This window comes from Pseudorhizobium endolithicum (assembly GCF_902153245.2).
Lineage (GTDB): Bacteria > Pseudomonadota > Alphaproteobacteria > Rhizobiales > Rhizobiaceae > Neorhizobium > Neorhizobium endolithicum.
Genome location: NZ_CABFWF030000011.1, coordinates 174,437 through 199,413, shown reverse-complemented (window position 1 = coordinate 199,413; position 24,977 = coordinate 174,437). Strand labels below are relative to the sequence as shown.

Below are 24,977 nucleotides of genomic sequence, written 5' to 3'. Positions count from 1 at the left end.
TCATATCTGACTGTGAGACCGCAGAACGGTAGCAGCGACGCCGTTACCAGAGGCGGCTCGTGCTCGTTGAGCGCAAACTGAAGATGGCCGCTCTCTTCATGCGAGCGGCCAAGTCGCAATCAAGGCAAACACCGTTTAGCTTACGGACACTACGTTCAAGCCTCCGCGTCGATCCAGCACCTCGACCGTCACCTGCTTGCCTGAGCGGCGAAGTGCGACGTCGACCGCGCCGTTGCCGACACTAAGGTTGCGGATGATGACTTCCTCGAGGAAGGCCGGCAGGACTGGTCGCTCAAAGGTAACCTGAGCGTTATCGGGATCGAATGTCAGCCCAAGGGTCGACTGGAGTAGAGACAAGGGCGCTGCGGCTGCCCAGGCTTGAGGTGAGCAAGCGACCGGATAGAAGGTTGGCCCCTGCGCTCGATGACGCCTGAACCCGCAAAACAGCTCTGGTAGGCGGCGCAGGTCGATGTAGGTCGACGCAGCAAAGAGTCCTTCGAACACCTTTGAGGCTTCCTTTCTGTAGCCATAACGGCCGAGACCAGAAGCAATGAGCGAATTGTCGTGAGGCCATACGGAGCCGTTGTGATAGCTCATCGGGTTGTATCGAGCTTCGGTGGAAGGGATGGTCCGGATACCCCAGCCGCAGAAGGATGATGGTTCCATCAGTGTCTTCACCACCGCTTCCGCCCGTTCCGAATAGGCTATACCTGTCAGCAGCGCATGACCGGCATTTGACGCTCGGACACGGCACGCCCGCTTGTCCCCATCCAAGGCAAGTACGAAGGTACCCAAAGCTTCATCGAAGAAAGCAGCATCGAATGCGAACTGAAGTGACGCGGCACGCGCAGAGTAGCGTGACGCTTGCTGCCGGCGGTTCAACTTGCGACAAATCAGGGCTGCGGCACTGAAGGCCGCGTAGACATATGCCTGTACCTCGGCCAGGGCTATCGGGCCCCTGGCTAAGGTGCCATCGGCGTGGAAGACTGAATCATAGCTGTCTTTCCAGCCCTGGTTGACCAGACCCTCTTCGGTCATCCGCCCATATTCAACGAAGCCGTCTCCGTCACGGTCGCCATAGTCCTCAATCCAAGCGAGGGCAGCTTCTATGTTTGGCCAAAGGCGCCCTAGTGTCTCCAGATCCCCCGTGCGTTCGAGGTAAGCTCCTGCAAGCATCACGAAGAGCGGCGTGGAGTCGACGCTGCCATAATATCGGCGGAAGGGGACCTCTCCGAGTTCCGCCATCTCTCCATAGCGCACCTCGTGAAGGATCTTTCCCGGCTCGGCATCCGCCGCAGGATCGACGCCTGTTGCCTGATTGGCGGCCAGGTGACCCAGCACGCCCTTTGCGATGGTGGGATCGAGCCACAGCGTCTGCAGCGCGGTGATGATGGCGTCCCTGCCGAAGACAGTGCTGAACCATGGTATACCGGCGTAAGGGTACGGCCCTTCCGGGGTATCCGTCAGAAGCATGTAGATGTCGGATACGCTCCTGCGCAGCGCCTCGTTAAAGATATCGTTGGATGTCTCCACTGCCGCCGCTCTCGAGGAAGACAGGCGCAGGGCCCTGCGGGCATCCCGCAGCCCCTTGAAGAAGGCGGCGGTGGGCGAGCCGCCCGGTTCCAAGTTGCAGGCGATCTCGATAAAGATCGAGCTGGCCTGCCTGGGCTGGAGTTGCAGACGGTAGACCGCCTGTTGAGCGGTCACCTTCGCTGGTGCAGGTTCAAAGCGGATCGAGGTGCTTCGCCGGAATTCATCGAGCCCCGTGTATGAAAGCTCAATCCCGTCTTTGGTCGTGATCGTCGGATGTCGTCTCCCGCGTTTGCTCCGCTTCGTTCCTCGGACCTCGAAGAGATCTGCGAAGTCGGCATCGACGGCGAGCTCAACCGAGACCTCATGCGGCTGATCGTCGAAATTCCTGACCAACAGGCGCTCCAGACAACGGCCTTGCCACAGGAAGCGCGTTCGTCTGATGTGAACCAGATCGTGTTCGAGCACCATCTTTCCGCTTTCGTCGAACAGATCAGGGTTCGTGAGGTCGCAGGTCAACGTCGCGTTATCGTCTCTCAAGGTGGAGCTGAGCAGCATTGGGCGCGCGCCGCCAATCGTCATGTAGAAGTGGGAGAGATAGCGCGTATCACGGTGGAAGATGCCCTCCGGGCTTCCGGGACCGGATATGACATCGCCGTTGTGGTCAAACACGGCAAAAGTGTCGCCATGTTTGAGCGTGCGAGGTCGGCGTTCCTGCAAGGATGCCGAGGCAGGAATGAAAAACTGCCCGACCGAACTAAGCTGAAGTCCCGGGAGATTGGCAGCTTGAGATTGGATGTTTGGAATGTCCATCAACCACCTCCTGATTCAGGCAACACCTTGAAGGTCGAGGTTGTCGTTCGTTGGGGCCTGATGCGAGTGGGTACCCGATGCCAGGCTCTCGTAGATTGAGAGGTAGTCTTTCGCCATCCGCTCCACCGTGAACCGTTGCTCAAACGTGTTACGAACGTCCCGTCTCGGAAGTTCATCAACCAGCTCCACAGCAGAGATCGCGGACTGGATGTCGCTCACAATCAGTCCCGAGATACCGTGGTCGATGATTTCCGGTACCGACCCGTTACGGAATGCGATGACCGGCGTGCCGCAGGCCATGGCCTCGATCATCACCAATCCAAACGGCTCCGGCCAGTCGATCGGAAAGAGCAAAGCCCTGGCATTGCCGAGGAAGCTCGCCTTTTCGTGCTCGCCGATCTCGCCGATGAATTCGACATTTGGGCTCTGGCGCACCATTGGCTCGATTACTGACGTCCAGTAGTCGCGGTCGGCGTCGTCGATCTTAGCTGCTATTTTCAGCTTCACGCCGGCACGTTTGGCAATCTCGATGGCTCGGTCAGGACGTTTCTCCGGCGAAATCCTGCCAAGGAAGGCCACGTAGTCGCCTACCGGATTTTCTGTGAACGGTAGTATGTCGCGCGGTAGCCCGTGATAGACTGTGCCTGCCCAGTTTACAGGCGGCATTGGCTTGCGCTGATCGTCGGAGATTGAAACCAGCGGTCGGTCGGGGAAGTAAGCATAGAACGGCCGCAGATCCGGAAGGTCAAGCCGCCCGTGGAGTGTCGTGAGCGCGGGAGCATTCAACTGCGCCAGCATGGGGTAATGCAGAAGGTCGATGTGGAAGTGCAGGATATCGAACTTGGGCGCCTGTCTGCGGACCTCTTCCAGCATCATCATGTGATGTGGCAATGGATCCTGTACCGCAGGATCAAGCCTCAGCGCGGTGGGAGAAGTGGCAACAAGTTCAGCCGAGGTGATCGAGTCACCGCTGGCAAAGAGTGTCACCTCATGGCCCTGCCGAACAAGCTCCTCGGTCAGGTATGATACAATCCGCTCAGTTCCCCCGTAAAGCTTGGGCGGAACACGTTCGGCGAGCGGAGCGATCTGGGCAATCTTCATGATGAACAACCTCCTTCAACAAGCAAGGTAGATCTAAACCCGCACCGGCCGTGTCTGAGGCACTGGTCGCTGTTGAATGCCACAGGGCTGGCGCGGCATGAGGAAGAAGAGATGCACGACATGTCGCGCCAAGGAGACAAAGACATATGCCTTCACCTGTTCAGCAGGACCAAGATGCCATGAAACTTGCCGGGATGCGGAAGCAGTTTTGATCTAGGAAAGCCGGTGCGAAGCATCAAGATGTTGATGCCTCGCCACCTGCCGACTGGCACCAGTCAACGCCGGCATAGGCCTCAGGCATGCGCTTGCTACTGTCTCGTAGGCAAGCTCGCGCTTGTTTCCCGACCATTCCTCCAGGAAATCGAGTGCATCTTCAAGAGTCGCGATCTCCTGAACATATCGGCCCTTGTCGAGAAAGATCGGTTGGTTGAACAGCATCATGCCATCACCTCCATTTCTTGAAGCGGCAAATCAACTGGATGAGTTATCTAGTAGATGGCGCCAGCCGGTGCGCCACAATCTGATCCGGTGCGGCCTCTTCCGGTCCTCTGGCCCGCCGTCAGACATCATTTGGCGATCAGGAGCAGGTGCCTCCCATCTCGGATGATCTCTAAAGCAAGAGTGGATGGCCGGGCAGCAATTGCTTTCTGCAGCGCCTCTACCGACACCACGCGGCTGCGGTTGACGCTTACTAGGATGTCTCCCTGCCGCAATCCGGCACGCTCTGCCGGGCTGCCTGGATCGATTCGTTCGATCATCAATCCGGCCCCGTCTGCCGCCGGGCTGAAGGTGACGCCGTCCAGCGGCGTCCCGGCTGCGTCTATGGAAGCCAGATTGTCAGCCGTTATGACAACTTCTATGGCAAGCTGCTCATCGCCGCGCCTCACAGATAGAACCACCTTGCTGTCCACGGGCATGAGGCCGATGTAATTTCTGAGATCCCGCGCACTTTGAATGTCGCGCCCGTCCACAGCAGTCACCACGTCTCCAGGTCGCAAGCCAGCCTGTTCGGCGGATGATCCAGCCTCAACATTCGCGACAAGTGCACCCCGCAATTCACTTACCTGCAGAGCCCCAGCAAGATCAGGTGTCAGGTCCTGAATGCCGATGCCCAGCCTGCCGCGCCTCACCTCCCCATGGGCTGCCAATTGCTGCATGACGGACACCGCAATATTGCTCGGAACAGCAAAACCGATCCCGACATTGGCGCCGGCCGGACTGATAATCGCCGTATTGATACCAACCAGCTTGCCATCCAAAGTCACCAAGGCTCCCCCCGAATTGCCCGGATTAATGGAGGCGTCCGTCTGAATGAAGTCCTCGTAGGATTCGATGTTGAGCCCGCCGCGCCCGAGGGCGCTGACAATGCCGGAGGTGACGGTCTGGCCAAGACCGAAGGGATTTCCGATTGCGACTACATAATCTCCGACCTTGAGGTTGTCTGAGTCTGCGATCGCGATGGCATTCAAATCGTCAGGTTCTATCCTCAAGAGAGCGATGTCGGTTTCCTCGTCACTGCCGATCAGTTCGGCTGTAAGCTGACGGCCATCCTTGAGCGTTACTGAGATTTCACTTCCACCGTCGATGACGTGGTGATTGGTGATAACATAACCTCTGGTGGCGTCGACGATGACGCCGGAGCCGGCGCTCATTTTTGCCTGCGATCGCTGTTCAGGCAGGCTGAAGAAGCGTCGAAAGTTTGGGTCAGCATATAGGGGATTGTCCTGGATCGGTGTCCGCGTCAGGACCGAGATGTTGACCACTGCCGGCGTCACATCTTCCAGCATTGGCGCGAGTGTCGGTAGGGACGTGGAAGACGATGGCGTCGCTCCCATCTGCGCAGCTACGCTGCCGGGCGTGAAGCCGGCGGTCGCTAAAGCGAGTGTCATTACGGCGGCAACCTTGCAAGCTCTTATGGACGTCAGCACCATCGTCTGCTCCTTAAATTCTCTCGCCAACCTTCTCCGTCGCAAGTTCAACAAACAGCTCCATATGCCAAGGAGTATCTGGCGGAACCCGATACGCCGGGCTTCCCTGTATTTGTTCGGCGGACCGCAGGTGCTGCCAGCTTTGCCGCGGGCATTCGTTCAGTCAGAAAAGGCGCCAGTTCGTGATCGCCGAACGCGCCGTTGGCGATCTCCTGCAAGGCGATCTCGGCGATACTTGTGCCGGCTGCCGTTACTCGTGGTTCTGCACCCGCATTCAGCGCGCGAGCGCGTGCTGCAGCAGCGACCGTCAGCACAAACGGGTTTGGCAGGACGTTCTGACACATGAAGACGACATGAGCATCCATGGCCCACCTCACGCAGCTTGTCGGCCGCCGGCGTTCTGGATGCAGCCGACCTGTCGCTCCAGTGAGAGCAGTGCCTGCTCGACCTCATCCAGGCGGGACGGGCGCCAATACTCCGGCATGCCCTCGTTTGTCGCCTGGTCGACGAGATACTCGGTCCAGGCCCAGTTCATCAGAATCGACCGCTTCTCCGACAAGGACAATGTCGGATCGTTGACCACTTGCATTGGCGAGGACCAAGTCTCCCGCCGCGCTGGCTCGCCGCCGTGATCAGCGTCATCCAGGGCCTGCCCGTAATCCTGCTGAAGGGAACCAAGCCCCAGCCGATCCAGAGTGGCATCGGTGAATGCCGCAGATGGTTTGTGTCCTCGGCGGGTCGCCTCTCCCTTTGCCCCGGCACGACACTTGTCACGTTTGCGTTGAACCACATAGGTCAGCCCATGCCGCTGCGCATAGCTGACAGCGGATCGGAGCGTTGGGAAGCTCAGCTCCAACTGTGGCAGTGGATCCGTGCATCCGGTATAGCCGATGAGAGGATCTAGGAACGGGCGGCTGCGATGCTCGAAGGCAAGCCGCCAGCCCTTGGTGAGGGCTGTTCCAGATGTCGCTACCGAGCGCGCGGGTTTATAGATGCGCGCCATTGCGTCGGCTGGAAAGATGGATCGAGTCGTGCTGCGCCGGCAATTATCATTCGAGTGGCCCAGCCCAGCGAATAGCTCAGTAGGGGTTGCGTACTGTCTTACGATTTTCTCCATGGTTCATCCCTCCCGCGATGGCGAAGGACCTGGACGGCCGCCTGATGTGCGGCCGCCCGCGCGGATTCAGTGCCTGATGGCGATGCGTTTCACCCTCGACTGCGCCTTCTCCGTCTTCGGCAGCACGACGGTCAGAACGCCATTCTTGAACTGAGCGTCGACCTTGTCCTCCTCGACGTCGTAGCCGACAGGAATTCTCCGCTCAAAGCGCCCATAATAGCGCTCGGAAAACTGCCTTTCCTTGTCGTCGGTTTCCGAGCGCTTCTCGCCTCTCAGTGTCAGGACACCGTCATTGAGCAGGACCTCTATGTCCTTCTCGTCCAGGCCGGGCACTTCGGCCGTCACCCTGATCTCCTTGTCGTGGTCAGAGATCTCGACGCTCGGCCATCCCTTACCGAAACCAGCACCGCCAGTCAGTGAGGGAAGGCCTCCACCGAAGCCGCGGAAGACGTCGTCGAACAGCCGGTTAACCTCTCTGTGCAGGGAGAGGAATGGATCGCGGTCGTCGTTGAAGACAGTGGGTGCGGATTGGCCGTTGTTGCGGCCCCAGGGGATCAAATCGCGGATGGTCACAAGTTCCTCCTTTCTGTTCCTTCAACCCAGACGCCAGCCCTGGCGCCGGGTCTAACCCGGCGCCTGCCGTCGTCTCTGATGTTGTTGGTTCAGGCTGCGACCTTGTCGCCTTCGATCTGCTTCGTGTCGTTCCCAGGAAGAGCCAGATCGCTCTTGATCTCGATTAGGCGAGGCTTCATTTCTTCGGGAACCTCACGCTTGAGATCGACCGTCAGCAGGCCATCGGCGAGGTTGGCACCTGTCACCTTAACATGGTCAGCGAGCTCAAAGCGACGTTGGAACGACCGTCCCGCGATCCCGCGGTGCAGATATTCGCCGCCCTGGTCGTTCGCCTTCTGGCCCGACACAAGGAGCATGTTCTGCTCCTGTGTGATGCTCAACTCCCCCTGGGAGAAGCCGGCGACCGCCATGGTGATGCGGTAGTCGTCATCGCCGGTTTTGACGATGTCATAGGGCGGCCAGTTGTCGATCGTTTCGATACGGCTTGCCGCTTCGAGAGCACCGAGCAGCCGGTCGAAGCCGACGCTCGACCGGAACAGGGGAGAGAAGTCAAAAGTCGTGGTTCTCATAGCCACATCCTCCTTTGAAGCAACATGGATACAAGACAAGCGCCAAGTCTGAAGCGTCCTCGACGCCAGCTTAGCATTGCCAGATCACTATCGTGCATCCGGCTGAAATTAATCTAGTAACGCCGTTTTTTTCGTTCAAGGGTGCCGCGTCAGGCCGGTGTGAAAGGGCTGCGTTTCGTCCGCACAGCCAATTCCTTTTATTGGTCACAAGTGGGCTCCGCGTCTAAGTTCGTACATGGAACGCCTCCCAACAACGAGAGCGCCCCATGCTACCAAGCATCTCTCAGACAACAGACCGGCTATAGAGCGCGTGACACGACGCTATTTCCCAGGCCCTCTGATACCCTGCTTCACTTCTGTCGCGAGCCTCAGTCGAATGGTATGTCAGAGACGCAAATCCGGTCCTCGGAAACAGACAGGAAGCCGAACTCCATCTGGGACGATCTGGATCTAAAATCGGCAGCAGGTGACGTAGCAATCGGTGATGCGGATGCTGCCGGACGACCCGCAGTTGACGAATCCGAAGTCGAGGTCTCTCCGCCGAAAGCAGATCGTATACTGCCGACATTGACGATAAACGCCATGTCCGATGTGTCCGCGACGTCAAGTCGGCGCGGCAGGTTCACATTACACATACGGCTGAAACCTCTACTAGCGCACTTTTTTCCGTTCCAAGGCTCCGGTATAGCCGGTTGGTGGCAGGCTGAGGCCGAGGATTATTCTAGCCACGGAGGCAGGCGGTGCTGGCAAGCTCCGATATAGATGTTGGCAGCCTCAGCCAGGCTACAATCGCCGTACTAGACCTGCCAGCCGTCACTGACCCGGCTTCACTGCCGCTCGCAGCGCCTCCGCCAATGCCCGCACCCCGGGGCTTGCTCCCACAGGGTCACGAAAAATCAGAAATAGTTCAACCGATCTTTGCGCACGTTCCGCCATTGGCAGTTCCTTCAAGGTGCCGGCCCTGAGATCCTCCTCGATGAGAGTCTCGGCGAACCAGCTGAACCCCAGCCCGCGCCGCGCAGCCTCGATTGATGTCGACGTCTGGGAGAACACGATCCTGTTTTGTGATACGTGCCAGGCGCCTTGGTCGGCCCGGCGTTCGCCGCTGTCACGAATAATCAGATGATGGTGATCTCGAAGGTCATGCAACGTCACTTGATCAAGCTTGTGGAGGGGATGCCCTGGCGCCGCGACCGGGAGAAATGATACGCGCATGATTGGCTCGCCGAGGAAGCCGTCGGGAACTTCAGGCGCGATTGCCAGATCGACTTTCCCATCTTCAAGCAGCCCCCTGAAGCCAGATACCACCGTTTCATAGATTTCGACGCGCGCCGTTTGCCGTTCTTGGGCGTGACGCTGGATGGCCTCTATGAGGATGGTGGGGGGAAACATGATGTCTGCCGCCAGGCGCAGCTCGGCCTCGTGACCAAGAGCCATTTGGGCAGCGGCTTTCTCCAGGCGGCTTGCCTCAGACAAGAGGTATCTGGCGCGCAGATACAATGCCTTGCCTTCGGCCGTCAGCATGGCCTTCCTCCCATGGATCTGGAAGATCTGGACGCCGGTCCGCTCTTCGATCTGCGCCACCGCATAGCTGACGGAGGACTGGCTTTTGCCAAGCGCCTCTGCGGCCAAGGCGTAGCTGCCAGCATCAACGACGCCAACAAGAGCACGCCATTGCTCGAGCGTAATTAGAAGCATCGAGCCATCCGATGGTTTTCCTCTAAAAAATGCGCTTTTTTATCTGTTCGTCTGATCTATCCTCACCTCAGCCCGAATGAAAGGGCAACGAAGTTAGAAAGAGATTGCCACTCAGATCGCGCGGCAGATGCACGTCTGCGCCGGTAGTGCAGGTCCATGACAATGACAGCTCGGCGTGCCGGCGTTGCGACTGCACGGGCGTGTTGCAGTACCTATGATGAAGGAGAAGGATCATGTCAGACAAGCCAATCCACCTCGCCATTCTCGTGGGCAGCAATCGCGAGGGTCGGCTCGCGCCCACCGTCACGGAATGGTTCATTGAGCAGATTCCATCGGACGACAGCTTCTCGGTTGATGTTATTGATCTGGCGAAGGTTGAGTTGCCGGTGGTCATTTCGGACACGCCAGGTCCAGAAGCTGTCGCGTTCTGCCAGCGTCTTGCCGATGCCGATGCCTTTGTCTTCGTTGTGCCGGAATACAATCACAGCTTCCCTGCCATTCTCAAGCACGCCATCGATTTTGGTTATCAGGAATGGCAGGCCAAACCGGTGGGGTTCGTCTCCTACGGCGGGTTTGGGGCAGGCCTTCGCGCGGTAGAGCACCTGCGGGGCGTAATGGCGGAGCTGCATACGGTGACGATGCGCGACACCGTCAGCTTCCGGAACGCATGGGACGTCTTCGATGATCATGGACGGCCGATTGACCCTGCAAGTTGTGCAGGGGCCGCTACTGCAATGCTGCATCAGTTGAAGTGGTGGGCCACGGCCTTGCGTCGGGCGCGTGCCGCCGAACCGTATACCGCAGCGCCAAGCAAGAATGAGAGAGGCGAGCTGGACGCCGCCGCGTAAACGCTGGTCGCAACTTCGCGCCCAGTCGGTACACGCCCTTGTTTGGTCGGAGACCTTGACATGTCTATTGCGCATCATCTTGAAGAGGCCCGGACGACACCGGTAGGTTGGCCCACCGTGCTTGTCATCGCGGGGGCAGGTGCCATTTCCGCGTTGCAAGTGGGAAAGGCACCGATTGCGTTGGGCCTCGTCCAAAGCGACCTGGAGGTCGACCTTGTTGTCGCATCCTGGGTCATCTCTGCCTTTTCGATAGTTGGGGCCATTTTTGGCACGCCCATCGGACTAGCGGTCGACCGGCTTGGTGCCAAACAAATGGTCCTGGGAGGGCTTCTGATGCAGGCGCTGGGGTCCGGCCTCGGCGCCACGGCCGGCGGCGCCGGAGATCTGATCCTGTGGCGGGTTTTGGAGGGACTTGGCTTTGTTTCAGTGGTGGTGGCCGCGCCCACATTGATCTTCGCCATTCCTTCCCCGAGGCTACGCGAACGGGCGATTGCCATCTGGGCGACCGTCATGCCCGTCGGAATGGCGCTAGCCATGCTTTGCGCGCCGCTGCTGAGCTATTTCGACTGGCGCGGGTTTTGGATGCTTAACGCCGCGCTTCTGCTTAGCTACGGCTTGCTCTCCGTTGCCTCGATTCCGGCGATAACAATTGGGACGCAGGACCAGCCTGTCAAGGAGCAGCTGACACAGGTTGCTGGTGCGCCTGGGCCTTGGGTTCTAGCTGCCCTTTTCGCGGCCTTCTCTACCGCCTTCTTTGCGATCTTTGGCTTCTTGCCAACGCTGCTGCAAGAGCAGGTTGGTCTCAGCCGAAACCTCGCTGGGATCGTTACCGCCATCTCGATAGCGGCTGGTGGGATCGGCAATCTCGTCTCCGGCTTCCTGCTTTCAACGTGGAGACGTCCGACCCTTGTTTTAATGGCAGGATTCGTTGCTATGATGGGGTTTGGCTATGGCATCCTGGCAGCCGGTATGGGGTGGCAGTTCGTCGTCAGCTTCTCAATTCTGTTCTCCTTCATGGCCGGGTTAGTCCCAGTCGTGCTGATGACTTGCCTGCCAATGCTGGCACCTCGGCCGGATCTGGTTGGAGCGACCTTAGGCCTTGCTATGCAGGGCAACAATCTGGGGATGCTTGCTGGGCCGGCAGTGGCTGGTGCGCTCGCCCCCAGCCTCGGCTGGGGAAGCGTTGCGCTTTCCGTCGCTGCCGTCCTGGCGGCCGCGACAGCGCTGGGTCGGGCTTGGCTACCGGCTAGGACGTAAGCTGTTAGGTGCCTCCGCCGGGCCTCTGAAGAGGTGCGGTCCGGGGCGGGCACAGCGCCGTGCGCAGTTGGGTTCTGCCAGCGGAACCGTCACGCCGCCAGCATCGGTGACCGAGAGCAAGGGCAGTTTGGAATCTGCTGGCATGGGGTGTTTCCCTGCCGACGATGAAGTCCGCCTTCAATTTGATGCACGAGGATGTTGCGACTCCATCGGTGTTCTACTGCCTGGCGCGCGTACCAGAGACGCTCCTCAGAGTCCTTCAGCATCTCGATGAGCTTGACGTTATCGCCCCAGGGCAAATGTGCAACAAGCTGTTGCACGATTTCCTCGTTTGGGAATGCTTCAGCAAAGGCACGCATATATTTGAGGTTTCGAGGGCGGAAAGGCCAGTCATTTCCGGAAAATCGCGCCCGAGGTCTGCTGCCAGCCGATCGATCACGCGGGCTCCCCAACCTTCCGCCGTCTGGCGGGCGAGGATGTCGCGGCCGACGCTCCAATAGAGCATGATCAGTTCTTGGTTGACAGCAACGGCCGCCTTGAGCCGAGCCGCTCGGATTCTTTCCTTGAGCTCTGCAAGTAGGGATACATAACTACCATCTGGTGGTTCGAAATCCCATCAAGTGCAAAACCATCGTGGAATCGGCAGAATTTTTGGGGCGAGGTCGCGCCAGATCGACCCTTGGTTTATTCGTACAACAGGATGGCACCATAGTCGGTGGCACCATGCAGGAGATGGATGAAGACTACCGTTTCGGACTCGACGCGGTAGAAGATCAGGTCCTTGCCATGAACGCGCTGACGAATACCATGGTGCTCCAAGCGGGAACGGAGGCGAAGCTGTTCAGAGCATTGGGGAGACCCTCGCACTTGCTCCGCCTCTGAGACGGATGACAGGCCCGTCGGGGATCGTCTTCAGCGATAATCGGATCTGAACAGGTCGCTTTCCGCCTCGGTTAAAACTCAAGGATCATGCAGATTTTTCGGCCTTGTTCGCCATCACACGGTATTTGGCGTCGAGACGATCGAACACATCGCACGCCAGCTTCGTTCGTCCAGCGTCCGCATCTGCAATGCCGCGCATGATGGAAGCATCCAGCGCGACAAGCCGGGTCTCGCGGTCCTGGATCAGTCGCACACCTTCGCGTAGGACTTTGCTTTTCGAGCCATAGCGACCTGTATCGACGAGTTGCTGGATGTAGCTTTCGAGCTGTTTTCCTAGATCGGCGCTGATCATGCGGTTCTCCATTTGACGTGATGGAGAAAGATAGGCTCTTTATCAACTATTATCAAAAGCGACCAGACTCTTCCCCGCGGCGGGCCGCCGCTTAAAGGTAGCGCAACTGCTGGGTTCTCGGTTCGATTCAGATCAAGGCAGAGCCGACCGGCATTAGGTTCCGCAGAGAGTGAGCCAAGCGACCCCACCGAAGCAGAACGGGGTCGCGACCAGTGCTGCAGCCCACACATAGGCGGAGAGTTCACGAAAGAAGCCGGAGGTCGTCTCGTTCTGCAGATCCCGCCCGGCAAGCCGCTTGTGTTTCAAGAACAGCAGCAGCATCGCTGTCGTTGCGACTGCAACCAACAGGCTGAGAACCACGCGCAAAAGGGTGGGGTCGGAAGCAACCGCTGCTAGATTGTCACCGGAGAAATGACATCCAGTTGCCTGCGCAGCGTACAGCAGAACGAAGATGATGCTCCACATCAGAAAGCCCGCGATGAGTGAGATGAGCGGCGGGATGTTCATGGCGAGAATCCGCTGGCGAGGCTGCCGAGTAGCACAGGGGACAACAATGACATGATGCCGATCGCAGCCGAGTATCCCTGCCAGAGCTTTGATATGCGCAGATCCAGATTTCGTCGCGCTGACACGTAGCCGCAGTGAACACGCCATACGCCGTAGCCAGCTAGAACGACGCCCACCCCGCAATGAAGTGCTGCATAGGCGAAAACAACGAGAAGAGTAGCTGCCACCGCATGCTCGGTGGGATCCGTAAGACCAGTGAATGAGAGCCAGACGAAGCCTATGGCGCTAATAGCTTGAGCAAAAGCGCAGATGAGGAGATAGCGAGAAGCGTGTGGTCCTGCGGAAGCTGCTCTATAGGATGTCAGCGCTGAAGCCAACAGCATCGCGGCGATGCCTATGGAAGGTGCAAGTGCAAGTTCGACCTTGTCTGCGGGCGGCCAGTTTGGTGCCGAAACCCAGAGGAAAAGACCTCCGAAGATAAGGGAGGTATAGGCCGTAGCGTCTGCAACGATCGCAAGGACCACACCCCACCAGGACGGTGGGCGCTCGACTTCAAGATGCGGTGGCAGTTCTAAGCTGTTGCCTATGGGCAAGCTATGAATGTCACGTGTCTCGGCCGTGTCTGGTGTCCAGAACAGGAAGAGGATGACAACGACGGTGAAAGCGATCGGTACCAGCCAATACAGTTTCAGCAGCAATAAAACGAAAACGCTGCCGGTAGCGATAGCCGTCCATAGCGGAAGATAGCTCTGGCGAGGGAAGCGAACCACGTGTTCCGGTTCGCCGGAGACGATATCAACTGCAAGGAGTTCCATGCGGTCGTCGCGCAGAAATCCGAGATAACCATCGCCCGCGGCGAGCTGCGCTCCCAGAGTGTGGGGATCGAGTTGATCTGCACGCCGGTCGACCGAAGGCAGCGATGCGAAATTATAGGATGCCGGCGGTGTCGGCATGGCCCATTCCAGGGTCCCGGCTTTCCATGGATTTCGATGATATCGCCGCCCGAACCGGAAGAGCAAAATGAAATCCAGGGCCAGCAATGCGAAGCCCGCCGCCATGACGAAACTTCCGATCGACGAGATGAAGTTCAGCGTCTCCCATCCCGCCTCGCTTGGATACTCGAAAATCCGCCTCGGCATTCCGCGCAGGCCGGTAAGGTGCATCATGAAGAAGGTAACATTGAAGCCGACGAAGATCATCCAGAACGAGGCCTGCGACAGGTGCTGGACCGGTTGCCGTCCGGTAATGTGAGGGAGCCAGTAATAGGCTGCAGCCATCATCGGAAACACGAAACCGCCGACTAGGACATAGTGAAGATGCGCAACAACGAAATGCGTGTCGTGGGCCTGCCAGTCAAACGGGACCATAGCCAGCATCACCCCGGTCAAGCCTCCGATAACGAAGACGAAGAAGAAGCCGAAGATATGCAGCATCGGAATGCTGAACCGAGGCCTTCCGTGGCTGATGGTCGCAAGCCAGGCAAAGATCTGGATCGCCGTGGGAACCGCCACCAGGGCGCTTGCCGCTGAAAAGAAGGATAGCGCCACATGCGGAATTCCCGTCGTGTACATGTGGTGGACCCAAAGCCCGAACGAGAGGAAGGCCATGGACACAAGCGCCGCGATGATGATGCGGTACCCGGCCAGCGGCGTGCCCGCAAAAACCGGCAGGATAGTGGATATGGCCCCCGCGGCCGGCAAGAAGATGATGTAGACCTCGGGATGGCCGAACAGCCAGAAGAGATGCTGCCATAATAGCGGGTCGCCCCCGCGCGAAGGGTCGAAAAAGGGGAGGTCGAAGGCTCGTTCGAGTTCCAGAAGGACGGACCCGAGAATGAGTGGCGGGAAGCCGATCAGCATCATCGTGGCAACCACCAGCATGTACCACGCGAAGATCGGCATCCTGTCCAAGGACATTCCGGCTGCCCTGAGCTTGAGGATCGTCACGATGATCTCGATCGCAGCGGACAGTGCCGAGATCTCGACGAAGGTTATGCCGAGCAGCCAGACGTCGGAATTGATGCCAGGCGCATAGGTCGCAGACGAAAGCGGCGTGTACATGAACCAGCCGCTATCGGGTGCAACCCCGGCAACCAGGGCAGCGATCAGGATGGACCCGCCGAAAAGGTAACACCAGTAGCCGTAGGCGGACATTCGAGGGAAGGCGAGGTCACGCGTTCCGAGTAGCTTCGGCAGCAGATAGATCGTCAGCCCCTCGAAGAAGGGTATGGCGAACAGGAACATCATGATGGAGCCGTGCATGGTGAAGACCTGAGCGTATTGCTCGGCATTCATGAACACGCTTTCCGACGACGCGAGCTGCACCCGGATCAGCATCGCCAGCAAGCCGCCGATCCCGAAGAAGATCAGAGCCGTCAACATGAAGCGCTTGCCGACAACGTTGTGGTTGATCGTCGCCAGCCTGCGCCAACCGGGCTTTGTGCCCCACACCGCCTCGAGAGCGTGGTGGAGCGCCACCGGAGATAGCCTTTCCTTGCGAAGCTCGGTCATCGTCGCTCCTCGTGTTCGGACGCCGCTAAGGAAGAGGCATCTTCGAAGGCCTCGACTTCGAAACGCATGCTCGCATGCCCGGTGCCGCAATATTCTGAGCACACGCCTCGGTAACGGCCGGGGCGGTCAGCCCGCAGCCTCAGGTGGTTCACGTGGCCCGGTACGGCATCCATCTTGCCGCCCAGACGGGGGATCCAGAAGCTGTGGATGACGTCGCCGCTGGTCACGGCGATCTCGACGGTGCGGGCTGCGGGAATATGCAGTACGTCTTGTGTTGGAGCTTTTTCCGGTGCGTCCGGATAGGAGAACCGCCACGACCACATCGTGCCATGAGCCTGGACACGGTAGATATCACCTGGTTGCGGGCCTCCTCCCCGCAGCAGGTATTCGCCTTGCCAGAAGGCAAAGAAGGTTAGCAGGACAAGAAGGGGTAGCGGCAACGCAATCCCGCCATAGATGATCCATTGGCGTGGTGTTACTCCCCTTCCGAAATGGGGAATGAATACTGTCGCAAGGAACAGTCCGACGACCAGCAGGAAAAAAACGGCCGCAACTGCGAGCATCACCCACCATAGGGTGGCTATGGAGGCCGCTGAGGGACCAGCAGGGTCCAAGGCAGAAAGATCGCCACTGCATCCTGCAAGCATGCATAGACTGACCGTTCCGATGAGCATTGGGAACAAGCGATGCGGGAGAGGAATTGTCCGCCAAAGAGGAGCGTCGCAATGGAAGAGACGAGTGACAGTGCCAACCCGGTGATCTCCAAGATCCAGGAGAAGGACGCGAGTTCGGCGGTGGCCGTCGCCGGTCATCCTCTGCATGCCATGACCGTTCATTTTCCGATTGCACTTGTCTTCGTCACGCTTGGCGTCGATGTCTTTTACTGGTGGTCGGCCGACCCATTCTGGTTGCGCGTAGGTGTTTGGTCTTCTGGTGGCGCCTTCTTTCTGGGCCTGGCGGCTGGCGTCGTGGGAACAGTCGAATTGCTTGCCGTCGCGGGCATACGTGAACGGGTGGCAAGTTGGGCACACGCCATCGCTGCCGTGACTTTGATCGCGATATGCGGCCTCAACTGGGGGATGAGGGTAACGGAAGCCGCCAATGTGTTGCCCCATGGATTGCTCGTTTCGGTGATGGCGGCTGTCATAACCGGGATGGCCGGATGGCACGGCGGCAAGCTCATCTTCGATCACGGCATTGGCCTCATGGTATCATCCAGGGACTGAGGTCCTGAAGCAGACGCCGTAAGCCACCCGGCTCCATGAGGATCTCGGGGACGGCAACGTCGATCGGCGGCTTGGCCAGGACAACCAGCAGAATAACGAGGCTCACTGCGCAGGCGATGATGGTCGTCACGATGAACCGCCAAACCGGATAGATCTCGCCTTCTCTGAACAGGCGAATGATGACGAGGCCGGTGAGGACGTGCAGGATGACCAGAAGCCCGACGAAAAAGAGCTTGATGGAGAACCAGCCAGCGAAGGTTTCTCTTCCGAAGATTAGCAGTGTGCCGCTGATGACCGCAAGAAAGGCGGCAGGGGATATGATCGAGACATAGGCAAACCGCACCATCATCTGCAGGCGATAAAGAGACTCCTTGTCCTGAACATATGCTCGCTGAACATAGAGGCCCGGAAGGCTGATGATGCCTCCCACCCAGATGGCGATGGCTGCGATATGTAGGACTTTCAGGGCTAGGATCACGCTGAGTTCCCGTTCAGGGCAGTACCGAATACTCCTGTGTCCGCTATCTTCGAGCTGCCTCCTGCCGGTAGAGCTGCAGCACTTTCCGGATGTTTCATCAATTTTCTGGCTCCCCTACTTCCAATGTCCATCTAGGGCAGGACACGGTGGGAGCCAGTAGATGGCCCACAACAAGCCGTGAACGTCGCGGCTATTCAATCACTGCGCAAGCCAGCCGATCACCTGCATCTCCTGAAGGTTGGCTTTCGTAGTCATCGCCCATTGCATGCACCATAAGCGCGCGTCCCCTGATGCCAGTCTCGCCGTCGTCTAGCGACACCATGTGGTTGAAGATTTCAGCGCGCAATGCACCATCTGAACCGACATACTGATTGGGCATGTCGCCAGCATGGGGTCCATTGGCAGACTTGTAGCCGTGCTCCCTGGAGCCTGGATTGAAGTGTCCGCCTGCGGATTCATGGTTGGTTGCGTGGTCGCAGCTTCCGGTCTCATGAACATGGAAGGCGACCCACTGGTTGGCGGGCAGGCCAGTGACTTCCAGCCGGATCAGGACACCGCCGGCAGTCATACCGGCCAACTCTGCATTGCCATTCGCCTGTCCGTCCGCATTTACGAAACTTGCAGAGGCTGTTGCTGCATCCTGCGCATTGGCGGCGCCGCTGATCGCCAGGACTGCAATTGTCGTGGCCAATATCTGGCGTATCATCTAACTTCCTCCGTTGGTGTTGGTCAGTCTAATCCTTCAGTGCTTCACGCAGATCCGCCACCTGGTCTGCGGTGACGGCACCTGCCTGATTTCCCCAGCTTGAACGAATGTAACTGACGACGGCAGCTATCTGTTCGTCCGTCAGTTTCCAATCGAAGGCTGGCATCGAAAGTGGCGAGGGGTGAGTCTTGGTCGGCACGGAACGGGCGCCTTCCAGGATCACGCGGATTACCGTGGTCGCATCTTCATTGTTAACCTTGCCTGAGCCGGCCAACGGAGCGAAAAAGCGTGGTATGCCCGAGCCATCCGAGGTATGGCAGGCGCTGCAGTTGTCGAAGTAGATGGCTTCACCAGCGGTGACGACGACCTCGTCTGGTGCATCCGCTTCCTTGCGTTCACCGTCACCCTCCCGGTCTTTCAGATAGATCGCAATGGCTCTTAGGTCGCGGTCCGTCATGTGTTGCGTGGAAAGTTCGATGACCTCTGCCATCGTAGAGAAGGCCGCCGTGTGTCGGTTCCTTCCGGCCCGGAGAAACTCGACGATGTCGTCCTCAGACCAATCCGCTAACGCGCCATTCCTCCCGGCGCGAATGCTTGGCGCCGACCAGTTCTCCAGAACACCGCCCTGCAGGTTCTGGTCCTTCTTGTCCGCACCGGCAAGGTTTTTCGGCGTGTGGCAACCGGCGCAATGGCCGGGACCTTCCACAAGATAGGCGCCTCGGTTCCACTCGGGACTTTTGTCGGGATTCTCCTGGTACTCGCCGGGCTCGAAGAACATCCATTTCCATCCCAGAAGCGCCATGCGCTGGTTGAGCGGGAACGGCAGGTCGTTTTCCGGTTTCTCCCGCCGAACACGGGGAATGGTGGCGAGGTAATCGTATATGGCGTCGACCTCTGCTCGAGGCATCTTTGTGAAGTGCGGGTAGGGGAAGGCGGGGTAAAGGTGAGAACCGTCGCGGCCGACGCCGTTATGCATGGCTTGCCAGAAATCGTCCTTTGACCATTCCCCGAGCCCAGTCTCGGCCTCGAAGGTTATGTTGGGCGTGTAGATCGTGCCAAACGGCGTTTCCAACCCCCGGCCTCCTGAGAAAGGAGCCTCGCCGGGAATGGTGTGACAACCCTGGCAGTTCCCCGTGGCGACTGCATAGCGTCCTCGTTCGACCTGCGCGAACGAGTTCTCCTGCGCATGACCGGAGGAAGATGCTGGAGCAATCGTCAACACAAGCGTTGCGGCAATGGCGAAAGGCGTCTTGGTCATGCCTGCACCATCGGGCCTGGACTGCGAAGGTACTGGTTGCGGATCGCATCGGCTGCCCAATAGGTGAGGGCAGCTACCGTGCCTGTCGGATTGTAACCTGCATTTTGAGGGAAGACCCCGGCCCCCATGACGAACAGGTTCGGCACGTCCCAGCTTTGTAGGTAGCGGTTGACGACGCTGTTCGAGGGGTTGCTGCCCATGATCGTGCCGCCAGTATTGTGGGTCGTCTGGTAGGGCATGGAATCGTAGGGGCCGTCGCGGGTGTTGAGCTTGATCTCCCGCCCACCCATACGCTCTGCGATCTCCTTCACGCGCTCTGTCAGAAAGGCGCTCATCTTGAGGTCATTCGGGGTGAAGTCATAGGTCATCCGCATCAGCGGTCGTCCATAGGCGTCCGTGTAGGTGGGATCGAGATCGAGATAGTTGTTGGCATAGGCCATGGAGGCGCCATGCGCCCCCACGCTCGTCGACTTCAGAAAGTTCTCCTTGACCGCCTTCTTCCAGGCCGATCCCCAATTCGCCGTCCCCTCGGGTGTAGGGTGCGTTTCAATCGGACGCGCATTTGTGGTCCAGTTGGCAATGTAGCCGCCGCCGATGAAGTCCAATCCTGTGTGATCGAAGTTGTCGCCATTGAAGTCATCGACGCACATGCCGAGCGCGCCTGCTCCAGCGAACTCGTTGGTGTATTTGTCTTCGTAGAAGACGTCTGCCGACGACATCACCTGGTAGCAATAGTTCTTGCCGACGAGACCTTCTCCGGTGGCGGGATTATAGATCTCCCCAATGCCGGACAGCATCATCAGATGCGTGTTCCAGAGTTGGTAGGCGCATAGGATAACAAGTTCGGCGGGCTGTTCGTATTCGTTTCCCTGGGTATCGACATGGATGACGCCTGTCGCGCGGCGGCCCGACTTGTCGAGCTTCACCCGCAGAACCTCATTGTGTGTTTTCAGCTTGAAGTTCGGCTTCGTCATCAAGACGGGCAGGATCGTGGTTTGTGGCGAGGCCTTGGAATAGTTGCCACAGCCGTACTTTTCACAGAACCCGCAATAGGAGCAGGGGCCGAGCTGACAGCCCAGCGGGTTCGTATAAGGCTGGCTCATGTTGGCGGAAGGGCCGGGGAAGGGACTAAGACCGAGTTCGCGCGTAGCGCGTTCAAACTGATGCTGCGAGAAGGTCATGTGCATCGGCGGATTGGGATATTCCGAGCTGCGCGAACCTTCGAACGGATTACCGCCTGCTTGGATCTTGCCCCGAATGTTGCCCGCCTTGCCGCCGATGCCGCAGAGCTTGTCGAACCGGTCGAAATGCGGCTCCAGTTCGTCATAGGTCACGCCATAGTCTTGCACCGTCATGCCATCTGGCAGGGGACCGTATCGCTCCGTATTGTGGCTGGCGGCGACAAAATCGCTGGGCAGGAAACGCCATGTCTGCCCGTTCCAGTGGACGCCTGCTCCACCCACGCCCTCGCCAGGCAGGAAGGAGCCCCAGCGGCGCATCGGCAGTGCTACCTGGCCCCGGTTATTGCGGAAGGTCAGCGTATTGCGCGAATTGTTGGCAAACATCTCCTTGCGCCAGTACCAGCGCAGTTCGTCCGGAGCGAGGGTGGGAGGAAAGTCCGTGGGCGTGTCCCGCCATGCGCCACGCTCGATCGCAAGGACTTCAAGTCCCTCATCCGTTAGTTCCTGCGCCAGAATGGCGGCCGTCCAGCCGAAACCAACGAGTACAACATCAACTGGGGGCAGCTTCCGCGCCATGTGATCCTCCGTCTAGCCTGCCGCACGGGTCGGGTCAGGCGGGGTTCCAGCCCGGCCTGCCCTTCAGGCTGACCGGCTCAAGCTCTATTCGTGCTCCATTGTGGTCGAGAAAATCCCGGTAGTCGTAGCGTGCACCGGGGAAGCCGACGAGCTTCCAGCCGACCATGTCGCGATTGCCACCGTAGATAGGGTCGCAAAAGAACCCCTCGATCGCATTGTCCAGAACAAGATCGAAGAAGGTCTGGGCGGAGACACCGTCCAGTTCAAGCTCGCCATCTTCCATTCTCTTGAGAATGTCGTCCTGCTCACTCTCCGACAGATCGGCGAATGGCCGGTTGTCGTACGCGTCACGACAGTGTGCGTCGAGTGCTTCAATCGTTCTACGGTAAAGTGCCGCCGGAGGATGCTCAGCCTGATAGCCTTGGCCGTCGAAGCCCTTTTGGAAAGGTCCTTGCATGTACCAGCGTTCGCCGCGTCCATAAAAGCCGGCCATCTGACTGTCGATGAAGTCCACAACGCCAGCTTCGCGAGCGCCAGGACCACTCTCGTCTGATGGGATCAAACGAGCGGTTATTGCATCGACACAACGCCGCTCTGCCTGAGTGAAGAACCGTTGGTCGGGATAGGCGGGTGGCAATTCCGCTCGACCGGCCGTCCAAGGAACTTCATCCGAAGTCGACCGTGCAAGAACCGACGGAACGGTCATGGCGGTCGTTGCCGTCATCATGCCGAAGAGAAAACGTCTGCGTGTTGGTTGCTTGCTCGCCACGACCCCCTCCTTTGTAGGACTGAACGGGGAGAGGCATCGTAGGTTCCAGCCTATGACCTGCCGCGTTGACGTGAAATCAGACGGGACAATATCTGATGGCGGGCGCTGACCCGTCGATAGCACCCATACGACCGGGCCAAAGGCGGTTCTGCCATAACAGAGATCGACGATGAGAGCCTTCAAAGCCAAACCGAAGACATAGATCAACAATACGTGAGAAAGATGGGCCGGAGCGTGCTGAACCAGCGACAAGTACTTGAGAACTTCCGACGCTTGCCTTCCATAAGTCTCGGAAATGCTGCTAGAGGCGGATGTTATTCAGGCTGCGGCCTGTGGAGGCCGCAGCGCTTTCGTCCCCTTAAGGGGCGTTCAAGCCTTAACGAAGGCGAGGAGGTCTTCGTTCAGCACATCCGCATTCACGGTCAGCATGCCGTGCGAGAAGCCGGGATAGGTCTTGAGCTGGCCCTTCTTCAGGAGCTTGACCGACTTGTAGGCTGAGTCCGCGATCGGAACGATTTGGTCGTCCTCACCATGCAGGACGAGCGTTGGCACGGTGATCGCCTTCAGGTCTTCCGTCTGGTCGGTTTCGGAGAAGGCCTTGATGCCATCATAATGTGCCTTTGCGCCGCCCATCATGCCCTGCCGCCACCAGTTCTGGATCACGCCTTCCTGCACTGTGGTGCCGTCACGATTGAAGCCGTAGAACGGACCCGCCGGGACGTCGCGGAAGAATTGGGCACGGTTGCCGGCAAGGGCCGAGCGGAAGCCGTCGAAGACATCCATCGGCAGGCCTTCCGGATTGGCATCCGTCTTCAGCATCAGCGGCGGGACGGCCGAGACCAGCACCGCCTTAGCAACTCGTCCTGCCGGCTGCCCGTGTTTTGCCACGTAACGTGCAACTTCACCGCCGCCGGTCGAATGGCCGATATGCACGGCATTCTTAAGGTCCAGTGCTTCTACGACCGTAAAGGCGTCAGCGGCATAATGGTCCATGTCGTGACCGTCGGCCACCTGGGCGGATCGCCCATGGCCACGGCGGTCATGGGCAACGACGCGATACCCCTTGGCGAGAAAGAACAGCATCTGGGCATCCCAGTCGTCAGAAGAAAGCGGCCAGCCGTGGTGGAAGACGATCGGCTGCGCGTCCTTCGGGCCCCAGTCCTTGTAGAAGAGTTCGACGCCGTCCTTGGTGGTAACAAAGCTGTTGGTCATGTCAGGGTTTTCCTTTGGCTTGTTCAGGGTGAAGTTCATGGCTTGTGCGGATAGGTTTAACACCGCGAGCGACATAGCTGCGCCACCACCGATCAGAAGGCCTCGGCGGGTCGCCTGAAGAGCTCGCACTTCTGAAGTCGATGTCATGTTCAATTCCCTTCGTAGATGGTGCAGCGCCTCATTGCGTTGTCATGGACAAAAATAGAAATACCCGACATAAAGATCGGGTGGCAAAACTGACATAAAACATGCTGAAAGTGACACAATGGCCAAAGCCGTGGAGATTGCCTCCGAAGTTGGATTGCTGATCTATCCGGGGTGCCAGCTGTCGGCCATTTACGGGCTGACGGATCTTTTTCGCATCGCCAGCGAGTGGTCTCCGCAGGATGCCGATCCCAAGCGGGTCATTCGGGTTTCTCATTGGCAGGAGCTTGAGACGGGAATGTCATGTGTGTGGGACAGTCATCCTGAACGTCCCCACCACCTTGGCTTTGCCATCGCGCCCCCGAGCATCATCATGCCAGCGCAGATGCCGCCGATGCCGGCTGCTGCAGCCTGGATGGCCGAGGTCCATGCGCAAGGCGCGACGGTGTGCTCGATCTGTGCAGGTGCTTTTGTTTTGGCAGAGACCGGTTTGATCAACGGCCGCAGGGCGACGACCCATTGGGCCTTCAGCGACGAACTTGCCGCGCGCTACCCTGAAATAGAGCTGGCTGCGGAAAACTTGGTCATTGACGATGGTGATGTCGTCACAGCGGGAGGCATCCTGGCCTGGACGGATCTCGGGCTGACGCTTGTCGAGAAACTCCTTGGGCCGAGCGTGATGCTTTCCACCGCCCGATTTCTTCTCGTTGATCCACCTCGGCGAAGCCAGGGGATATATCGCATGTTCATTCCCAAACTCGATCATGGCGACGCTGCCATACTTAGCGTTCAGCACCATCTTCATGCCAACCTAGCAGAAGCGCATGACATGGCCGATCTTGCGGCCCGGGCCAAGTTGGCTGAACGCACCTTCTTGCGGCGCTTCAAGAAGGCAACCGGGTCGCGACCAACCGAATATTTGCAGCAGATGAGGATGATGAGGGCGCGGGACATGCTGGAAAGTACCAATCATGCCGTGGAGCAGATTGCCTGGACTGTCGGCTATTCGGATGTAACCGCTTTTCGACGCGTATTCCAGCGAGTGACGGATCTCACGCCCGCAAGTTACCGGCGCCGATTTGGCTTGAATCGCGCATCTCCTTAAGCCGAGAAATGCGCTGCTTAAGCCCGATCTGTCTCGCTTGTCCCAGCAGGGCCGATGAATATCAGCAATTCAACGAGCTCCGGATTGAAAGCAGTACTATTGGCACTCCCCTAGAGCGTAAGCAAAACCGCTGAGCGAATGGTGCGAGCAACATTAGCTCGGGCGCCAGCGTCAGCGGTGACGCTTTCATAGTCGTGCCGACGAATGTGGAGGATGACGACCAGCAGATCGCAGCGGTCTTGAGGAGACGCAACCAATATTAGTTAAGAGTTGGCCCAACCCAGCTGCTTCGGAGATTTCTCTGCAGAACAATCCTATCATTCGCTTCGTGAGGTCATCCAAACTCCTATGAATGTTACTGCCAGACCAACAAACATCGCCACGGTCAGAGGCTCTGAGAACAGCATCCATGCCCACACCATCGTCACCGGCGGGCTCAGATAGATCGCTGCACTGACTTTTGCCACAGGGAACAGCCGCAGGCTGGTGTAATAGACAGCATAGGCTAGAAAGGTGGCGATTAGCACGAGCCAGATCATGCCGATCAGGAACTCGCGGGTCATTGGCGGTGCAAGGCTCCCTTGCATCCCTGCACTGAACTGCCCCCCGTTTCGACCGGACAGTCGGCATAAGCAGA

The 24,977-nt window shown here is 58.6% G+C and carries 26 protein-coding genes; 4 read left to right on the top strand and 22 right to left on the bottom strand.

What is annotated here, in order from left to right; genetic code table 11:
* Positions 1 to 135 precede the first annotated feature (135 nt).
* The 9 genes from RTCK_RS09005 to RTCK_RS08965 all read right to left on the bottom strand — a co-directional run bounded on the left by RTCK_RS09005 (position 136) and on the right by RTCK_RS08965 (position 9,329).
* Positions 136 to 2,343 (bottom strand): amylo-alpha-1,6-glucosidase, encoded by a 2,208-nt coding sequence (locus tag RTCK_RS09005; RefSeq protein ID WP_142592563.1) that lies wholly within the window; start codon positions 2,341 to 2,343, stop codon positions 136 to 138.
* A 15-nt stretch (positions 2,344 to 2,358) separates the two neighbouring features.
* On the bottom strand, positions 2,359 to 3,444 hold the full coding sequence (locus RTCK_RS09000) for a glycosyltransferase family 4 protein (RefSeq protein WP_142592562.1): 1,086 nt from the start codon (positions 3,442 to 3,444) through the stop codon (positions 2,359 to 2,361).
* A gap of 213 nt (positions 3,445 to 3,657) precedes the next feature.
* Entirely contained in the window at positions 3,658 to 3,885 is a 228-nt protein-coding gene (locus RTCK_RS08995; protein ID WP_142592561.1) for a DUF982 domain-containing protein, read from the bottom strand.
* 125 nt (positions 3,886 to 4,010) lie between these two features.
* Positions 4,011 to 5,375: a DegQ family serine endoprotease gene (locus RTCK_RS08990; RefSeq protein WP_142592560.1), complete on the bottom strand. Its 1,365-nt coding sequence runs from the start codon at positions 5,373 to 5,375 to the stop codon at positions 4,011 to 4,013.
* A 44-nt stretch (positions 5,376 to 5,419) separates the two neighbouring features.
* On the bottom strand, positions 5,420 to 5,737 hold the full coding sequence (locus RTCK_RS08985; RefSeq protein ID WP_142592559.1) for a DNA-directed RNA polymerase subunit omega: 318 nt from the start codon (positions 5,735 to 5,737) through the stop codon (positions 5,420 to 5,422).
* Positions 5,738 to 5,745: 8 nt separating this feature from the next.
* The gene (locus RTCK_RS08980) at positions 5,746 to 6,375 is read right to left on the bottom strand and encodes an NADH dehydrogenase ubiquinone Fe-S protein 4 (protein WP_235988629.1); all 630 of its coding nucleotides are present in this window, start codon (positions 6,373 to 6,375) and stop codon (positions 5,746 to 5,748) included.
* Between the two features lie 180 nt (positions 6,376 to 6,555).
* Complete coding sequence (locus RTCK_RS08975) at positions 6,556 to 7,062, bottom strand: Hsp20/alpha crystallin family protein (RefSeq protein WP_142592557.1); 507 nt, start codon at positions 7,060 to 7,062, stop codon at positions 6,556 to 6,558.
* A gap of 89 nt (positions 7,063 to 7,151) precedes the next feature.
* Positions 7,152 to 7,631, bottom strand: coding sequence for an Hsp20 family protein (locus RTCK_RS08970; protein ID WP_142523186.1), 480 nt, complete (start codon positions 7,629 to 7,631; stop codon positions 7,152 to 7,154).
* An 813-nt stretch (positions 7,632 to 8,444) separates the two neighbouring features.
* A complete protein-coding gene (locus tag RTCK_RS08965) occupies positions 8,445 to 9,329 on the bottom strand; it encodes a LysR family transcriptional regulator (RefSeq protein ID WP_142592556.1) in 885 nt (294 codons plus the stop codon).
* A gap of 233 nt (positions 9,330 to 9,562) precedes the next feature.
* Here RTCK_RS08965 and RTCK_RS08960 point away from each other — a divergent pair, with 233 nt between their 5' ends.
* The gene (locus RTCK_RS08960; protein ID WP_142592555.1) at positions 9,563 to 10,177 is read left to right on the top strand and encodes an NADPH-dependent FMN reductase; all 615 of its coding nucleotides are present in this window, start codon (positions 9,563 to 9,565) and stop codon (positions 10,175 to 10,177) included.
* Between the two features lie 60 nt (positions 10,178 to 10,237).
* The gene (locus tag RTCK_RS08955) at positions 10,238 to 11,434 is read left to right on the top strand and encodes an MFS transporter (RefSeq protein WP_142592554.1); all 1,197 of its coding nucleotides are present in this window, start codon (positions 10,238 to 10,240) and stop codon (positions 11,432 to 11,434) included.
* Positions 11,435 to 11,523: 89 nt separating this feature from the next.
* Here RTCK_RS08955 and RTCK_RS21005 read toward each other — a convergent pair whose 3' ends face one another.
* The 6 genes from RTCK_RS21005 to coxB all read right to left on the bottom strand — a co-directional run bounded on the left by RTCK_RS21005 (position 11,524) and on the right by coxB (position 16,332).
* Positions 11,524 to 11,793, bottom strand: coding sequence for a DUF1016 N-terminal domain-containing protein (locus tag RTCK_RS21005; RefSeq protein ID WP_268963125.1), 270 nt, complete (start codon positions 11,791 to 11,793; stop codon positions 11,524 to 11,526).
* On the bottom strand, positions 11,694 to 11,945 hold the full coding sequence (locus RTCK_RS21000) for a DUF1016 N-terminal domain-containing protein (RefSeq protein WP_268963127.1): 252 nt from the start codon (positions 11,943 to 11,945) through the stop codon (positions 11,694 to 11,696). The genes RTCK_RS21005 and RTCK_RS21000 overlap by 100 nt, the downstream gene beginning before the upstream one ends.
* Positions 11,946 to 12,401: 456 nt before the next feature.
* Positions 12,402 to 12,668, bottom strand: coding sequence for a type II toxin-antitoxin system ParD family antitoxin (locus RTCK_RS08945; RefSeq protein WP_142592553.1), 267 nt, complete (start codon positions 12,666 to 12,668; stop codon positions 12,402 to 12,404).
* A 153-nt stretch (positions 12,669 to 12,821) separates the two neighbouring features.
* On the bottom strand, positions 12,822 to 13,175 hold the full coding sequence (locus RTCK_RS08940; RefSeq protein ID WP_142592552.1) for a hypothetical protein: 354 nt from the start codon (positions 13,173 to 13,175) through the stop codon (positions 12,822 to 12,824).
* The gene (ctaD, locus tag RTCK_RS08935) at positions 13,172 to 15,685 is read right to left on the bottom strand and encodes a cytochrome c oxidase subunit I (RefSeq protein WP_142592551.1); all 2,514 of its coding nucleotides are present in this window, start codon (positions 15,683 to 15,685) and stop codon (positions 13,172 to 13,174) included. The genes RTCK_RS08940 and ctaD overlap by 4 nt, the downstream gene beginning before the upstream one ends.
* Positions 15,682 to 16,332, bottom strand: coding sequence for a cytochrome c oxidase subunit II (coxB, locus tag RTCK_RS08930; protein WP_268963126.1), 651 nt, complete (start codon positions 16,330 to 16,332; stop codon positions 15,682 to 15,684). The genes ctaD and coxB overlap by 4 nt, the downstream gene beginning before the upstream one ends.
* Positions 16,333 to 16,410: 78 nt before the next feature.
* Here coxB and RTCK_RS08925 point away from each other — a divergent pair, with 78 nt between their 5' ends.
* Positions 16,411 to 16,911 carry a DUF2231 domain-containing protein gene (locus tag RTCK_RS08925; RefSeq protein ID WP_142523194.1) on the top strand — a complete coding sequence of 167 codons (501 nt, stop codon included), beginning with the start codon at positions 16,411 to 16,413 and terminating at the stop codon, positions 16,909 to 16,911.
* On the opposite strand, the gene RTCK_RS08920 is transcribed toward RTCK_RS08925, so the two are convergent.
* The 6 genes from RTCK_RS08920 to RTCK_RS08895 form a co-directional block, all read right to left on the bottom strand.
* Positions 16,889 to 17,389 (bottom strand): CopD family protein, encoded by a 501-nt coding sequence (locus RTCK_RS08920; RefSeq protein WP_142592549.1) that lies wholly within the window; start codon positions 17,387 to 17,389, stop codon positions 16,889 to 16,891. The two genes, RTCK_RS08925 and RTCK_RS08920, sit on opposite strands and share 23 nt — an antisense overlap.
* A gap of 190 nt (positions 17,390 to 17,579) precedes the next feature.
* Positions 17,580 to 18,095 (bottom strand): superoxide dismutase family protein, encoded by a 516-nt coding sequence (locus RTCK_RS08915; protein ID WP_142592548.1) that lies wholly within the window; start codon positions 18,093 to 18,095, stop codon positions 17,580 to 17,582.
* 28 nt (positions 18,096 to 18,123) lie between these two features.
* Positions 18,124 to 19,353 carry a c-type cytochrome gene (locus RTCK_RS08910; RefSeq protein WP_142592547.1) on the bottom strand — a complete coding sequence of 410 codons (1,230 nt, stop codon included), beginning with the start codon at positions 19,351 to 19,353 and terminating at the stop codon, positions 18,124 to 18,126.
* Positions 19,350 to 21,110, bottom strand: coding sequence for a GMC family oxidoreductase (locus tag RTCK_RS08905; protein ID WP_142592546.1), 1,761 nt, complete (start codon positions 21,108 to 21,110; stop codon positions 19,350 to 19,352). The genes RTCK_RS08910 and RTCK_RS08905 overlap by 4 nt, the downstream gene beginning before the upstream one ends.
* Before the next feature lie 34 nt (positions 21,111 to 21,144).
* Positions 21,145 to 21,879 carry a gluconate 2-dehydrogenase subunit 3 family protein gene (locus RTCK_RS08900; RefSeq protein ID WP_142523199.1) on the bottom strand — a complete coding sequence of 245 codons (735 nt, stop codon included), beginning with the start codon at positions 21,877 to 21,879 and terminating at the stop codon, positions 21,145 to 21,147.
* Positions 21,880 to 22,248: 369 nt separating this feature from the next.
* Positions 22,249 to 23,091, bottom strand: coding sequence for an alpha/beta fold hydrolase (locus RTCK_RS08895; protein WP_142523400.1), 843 nt, complete (start codon positions 23,089 to 23,091; stop codon positions 22,249 to 22,251).
* A 265-nt stretch (positions 23,092 to 23,356) separates the two neighbouring features.
* Here RTCK_RS08895 and RTCK_RS08890 point away from each other — a divergent pair, with 265 nt between their 5' ends.
* Positions 23,357 to 24,340 carry a GlxA family transcriptional regulator gene (locus tag RTCK_RS08890; RefSeq protein ID WP_142592545.1) on the top strand — a complete coding sequence of 328 codons (984 nt, stop codon included), beginning with the start codon at positions 23,357 to 23,359 and terminating at the stop codon, positions 24,338 to 24,340.
* Positions 24,341 to 24,657: 317 nt separating this feature from the next.
* Here the strand turns inward: RTCK_RS08890 and RTCK_RS08885 are convergent.
* Positions 24,658 to 24,977, bottom strand: a 320-nt coding sequence (locus RTCK_RS08885) for a DMT family transporter (protein ID WP_185927965.1), incomplete at its 5' end; no start/stop codon positions are given.

Bases quoted from the DNA above. Each gene is read 5' to 3' on its own strand.
- RTCK_RS09005 (WP_142592563.1), bottom strand. From the start codon at position 2,343: ATGGACATTCCAAACATCCAATCTCAAGCTGCCAATCTCCCGGGACTT.
- RTCK_RS09000 (WP_142592562.1), bottom strand. From the start codon at position 3,444: ATGAAGATTGCCCAGATCGCTCCGCTCGCCGAACGTGTTCCGCCCAAG.
- RTCK_RS08995 (WP_142592561.1), bottom strand. From the start codon at position 3,885: ATGATGCTGTTCAACCAACCGATCTTTCTCGACAAGGGCCGATATGTT.
- RTCK_RS08990 (WP_142592560.1), bottom strand. From the start codon at position 5,375: ATGGTGCTGACGTCCATAAGAGCTTGCAAGGTTGCCGCCGTAATGACA.
- RTCK_RS08985 (WP_142592559.1), bottom strand. From the start codon at position 5,737: ATGGATGCTCATGTCGTCTTCATGTGTCAGAACGTCCTGCCAAACCCG.
- RTCK_RS08980 (WP_235988629.1), bottom strand. From the start codon at position 6,375: ATGGCGCGCATCTATAAACCCGCGCGCTCGGTAGCGACATCTGGAACA.
- RTCK_RS08970 (WP_142523186.1), bottom strand. From the start codon at position 7,631: ATGAGAACCACGACTTTTGACTTCTCTCCCCTGTTCCGGTCGAGCGTC.
- RTCK_RS08965 (WP_142592556.1), bottom strand. From the start codon at position 9,329: ATGCTTCTAATTACGCTCGAGCAATGGCGTGCTCTTGTTGGCGTCGTT.
- RTCK_RS08960 (WP_142592555.1), top strand. From the start codon at position 9,563: ATGTCAGACAAGCCAATCCACCTCGCCATTCTCGTGGGCAGCAATCGC.
- RTCK_RS08955 (WP_142592554.1), top strand. From the start codon at position 10,238: ATGTCTATTGCGCATCATCTTGAAGAGGCCCGGACGACACCGGTAGGT.
- RTCK_RS21005 (WP_268963125.1), bottom strand. From the start codon at position 11,793: ATGCGTGCCTTTGCTGAAGCATTCCCAAACGAGGAAATCGTGCAACAG.
- RTCK_RS08945 (WP_142592553.1), bottom strand. From the start codon at position 12,668: ATGATCAGCGCCGATCTAGGAAAACAGCTCGAAAGCTACATCCAGCAA.
- RTCK_RS08940 (WP_142592552.1), bottom strand. From the start codon at position 13,175: ATGAACATCCCGCCGCTCATCTCACTCATCGCGGGCTTTCTGATGTGG.
- ctaD (WP_142592551.1), bottom strand. From the start codon at position 15,685: ATGACCGAGCTTCGCAAGGAAAGGCTATCTCCGGTGGCGCTCCACCAC.
- coxB (WP_268963126.1), bottom strand. From the start codon at position 16,332: ATGCTTGCAGGATGCAGTGGCGATCTTTCTGCCTTGGACCCTGCTGGT.
- RTCK_RS08925 (WP_142523194.1), top strand. From the start codon at position 16,411: ATGGAAGAGACGAGTGACAGTGCCAACCCGGTGATCTCCAAGATCCAG.
- RTCK_RS08915 (WP_142592548.1), bottom strand. From the start codon at position 18,095: ATGATACGCCAGATATTGGCCACGACAATTGCAGTCCTGGCGATCAGC.
- RTCK_RS08910 (WP_142592547.1), bottom strand. From the start codon at position 19,353: ATGACCAAGACGCCTTTCGCCATTGCCGCAACGCTTGTGTTGACGATT.
- RTCK_RS08905 (WP_142592546.1), bottom strand. From the start codon at position 21,110: ATGGCGCGGAAGCTGCCCCCAGTTGATGTTGTACTCGTTGGTTTCGGC.
- RTCK_RS08895 (WP_142523400.1), bottom strand. From the start codon at position 23,091: ATGACCAACAGCTTTGTTACCACCAAGGACGGCGTCGAACTCTTCTAC.
- RTCK_RS08890 (WP_142592545.1), top strand. From the start codon at position 23,357: ATGGCCAAAGCCGTGGAGATTGCCTCCGAAGTTGGATTGCTGATCTAT.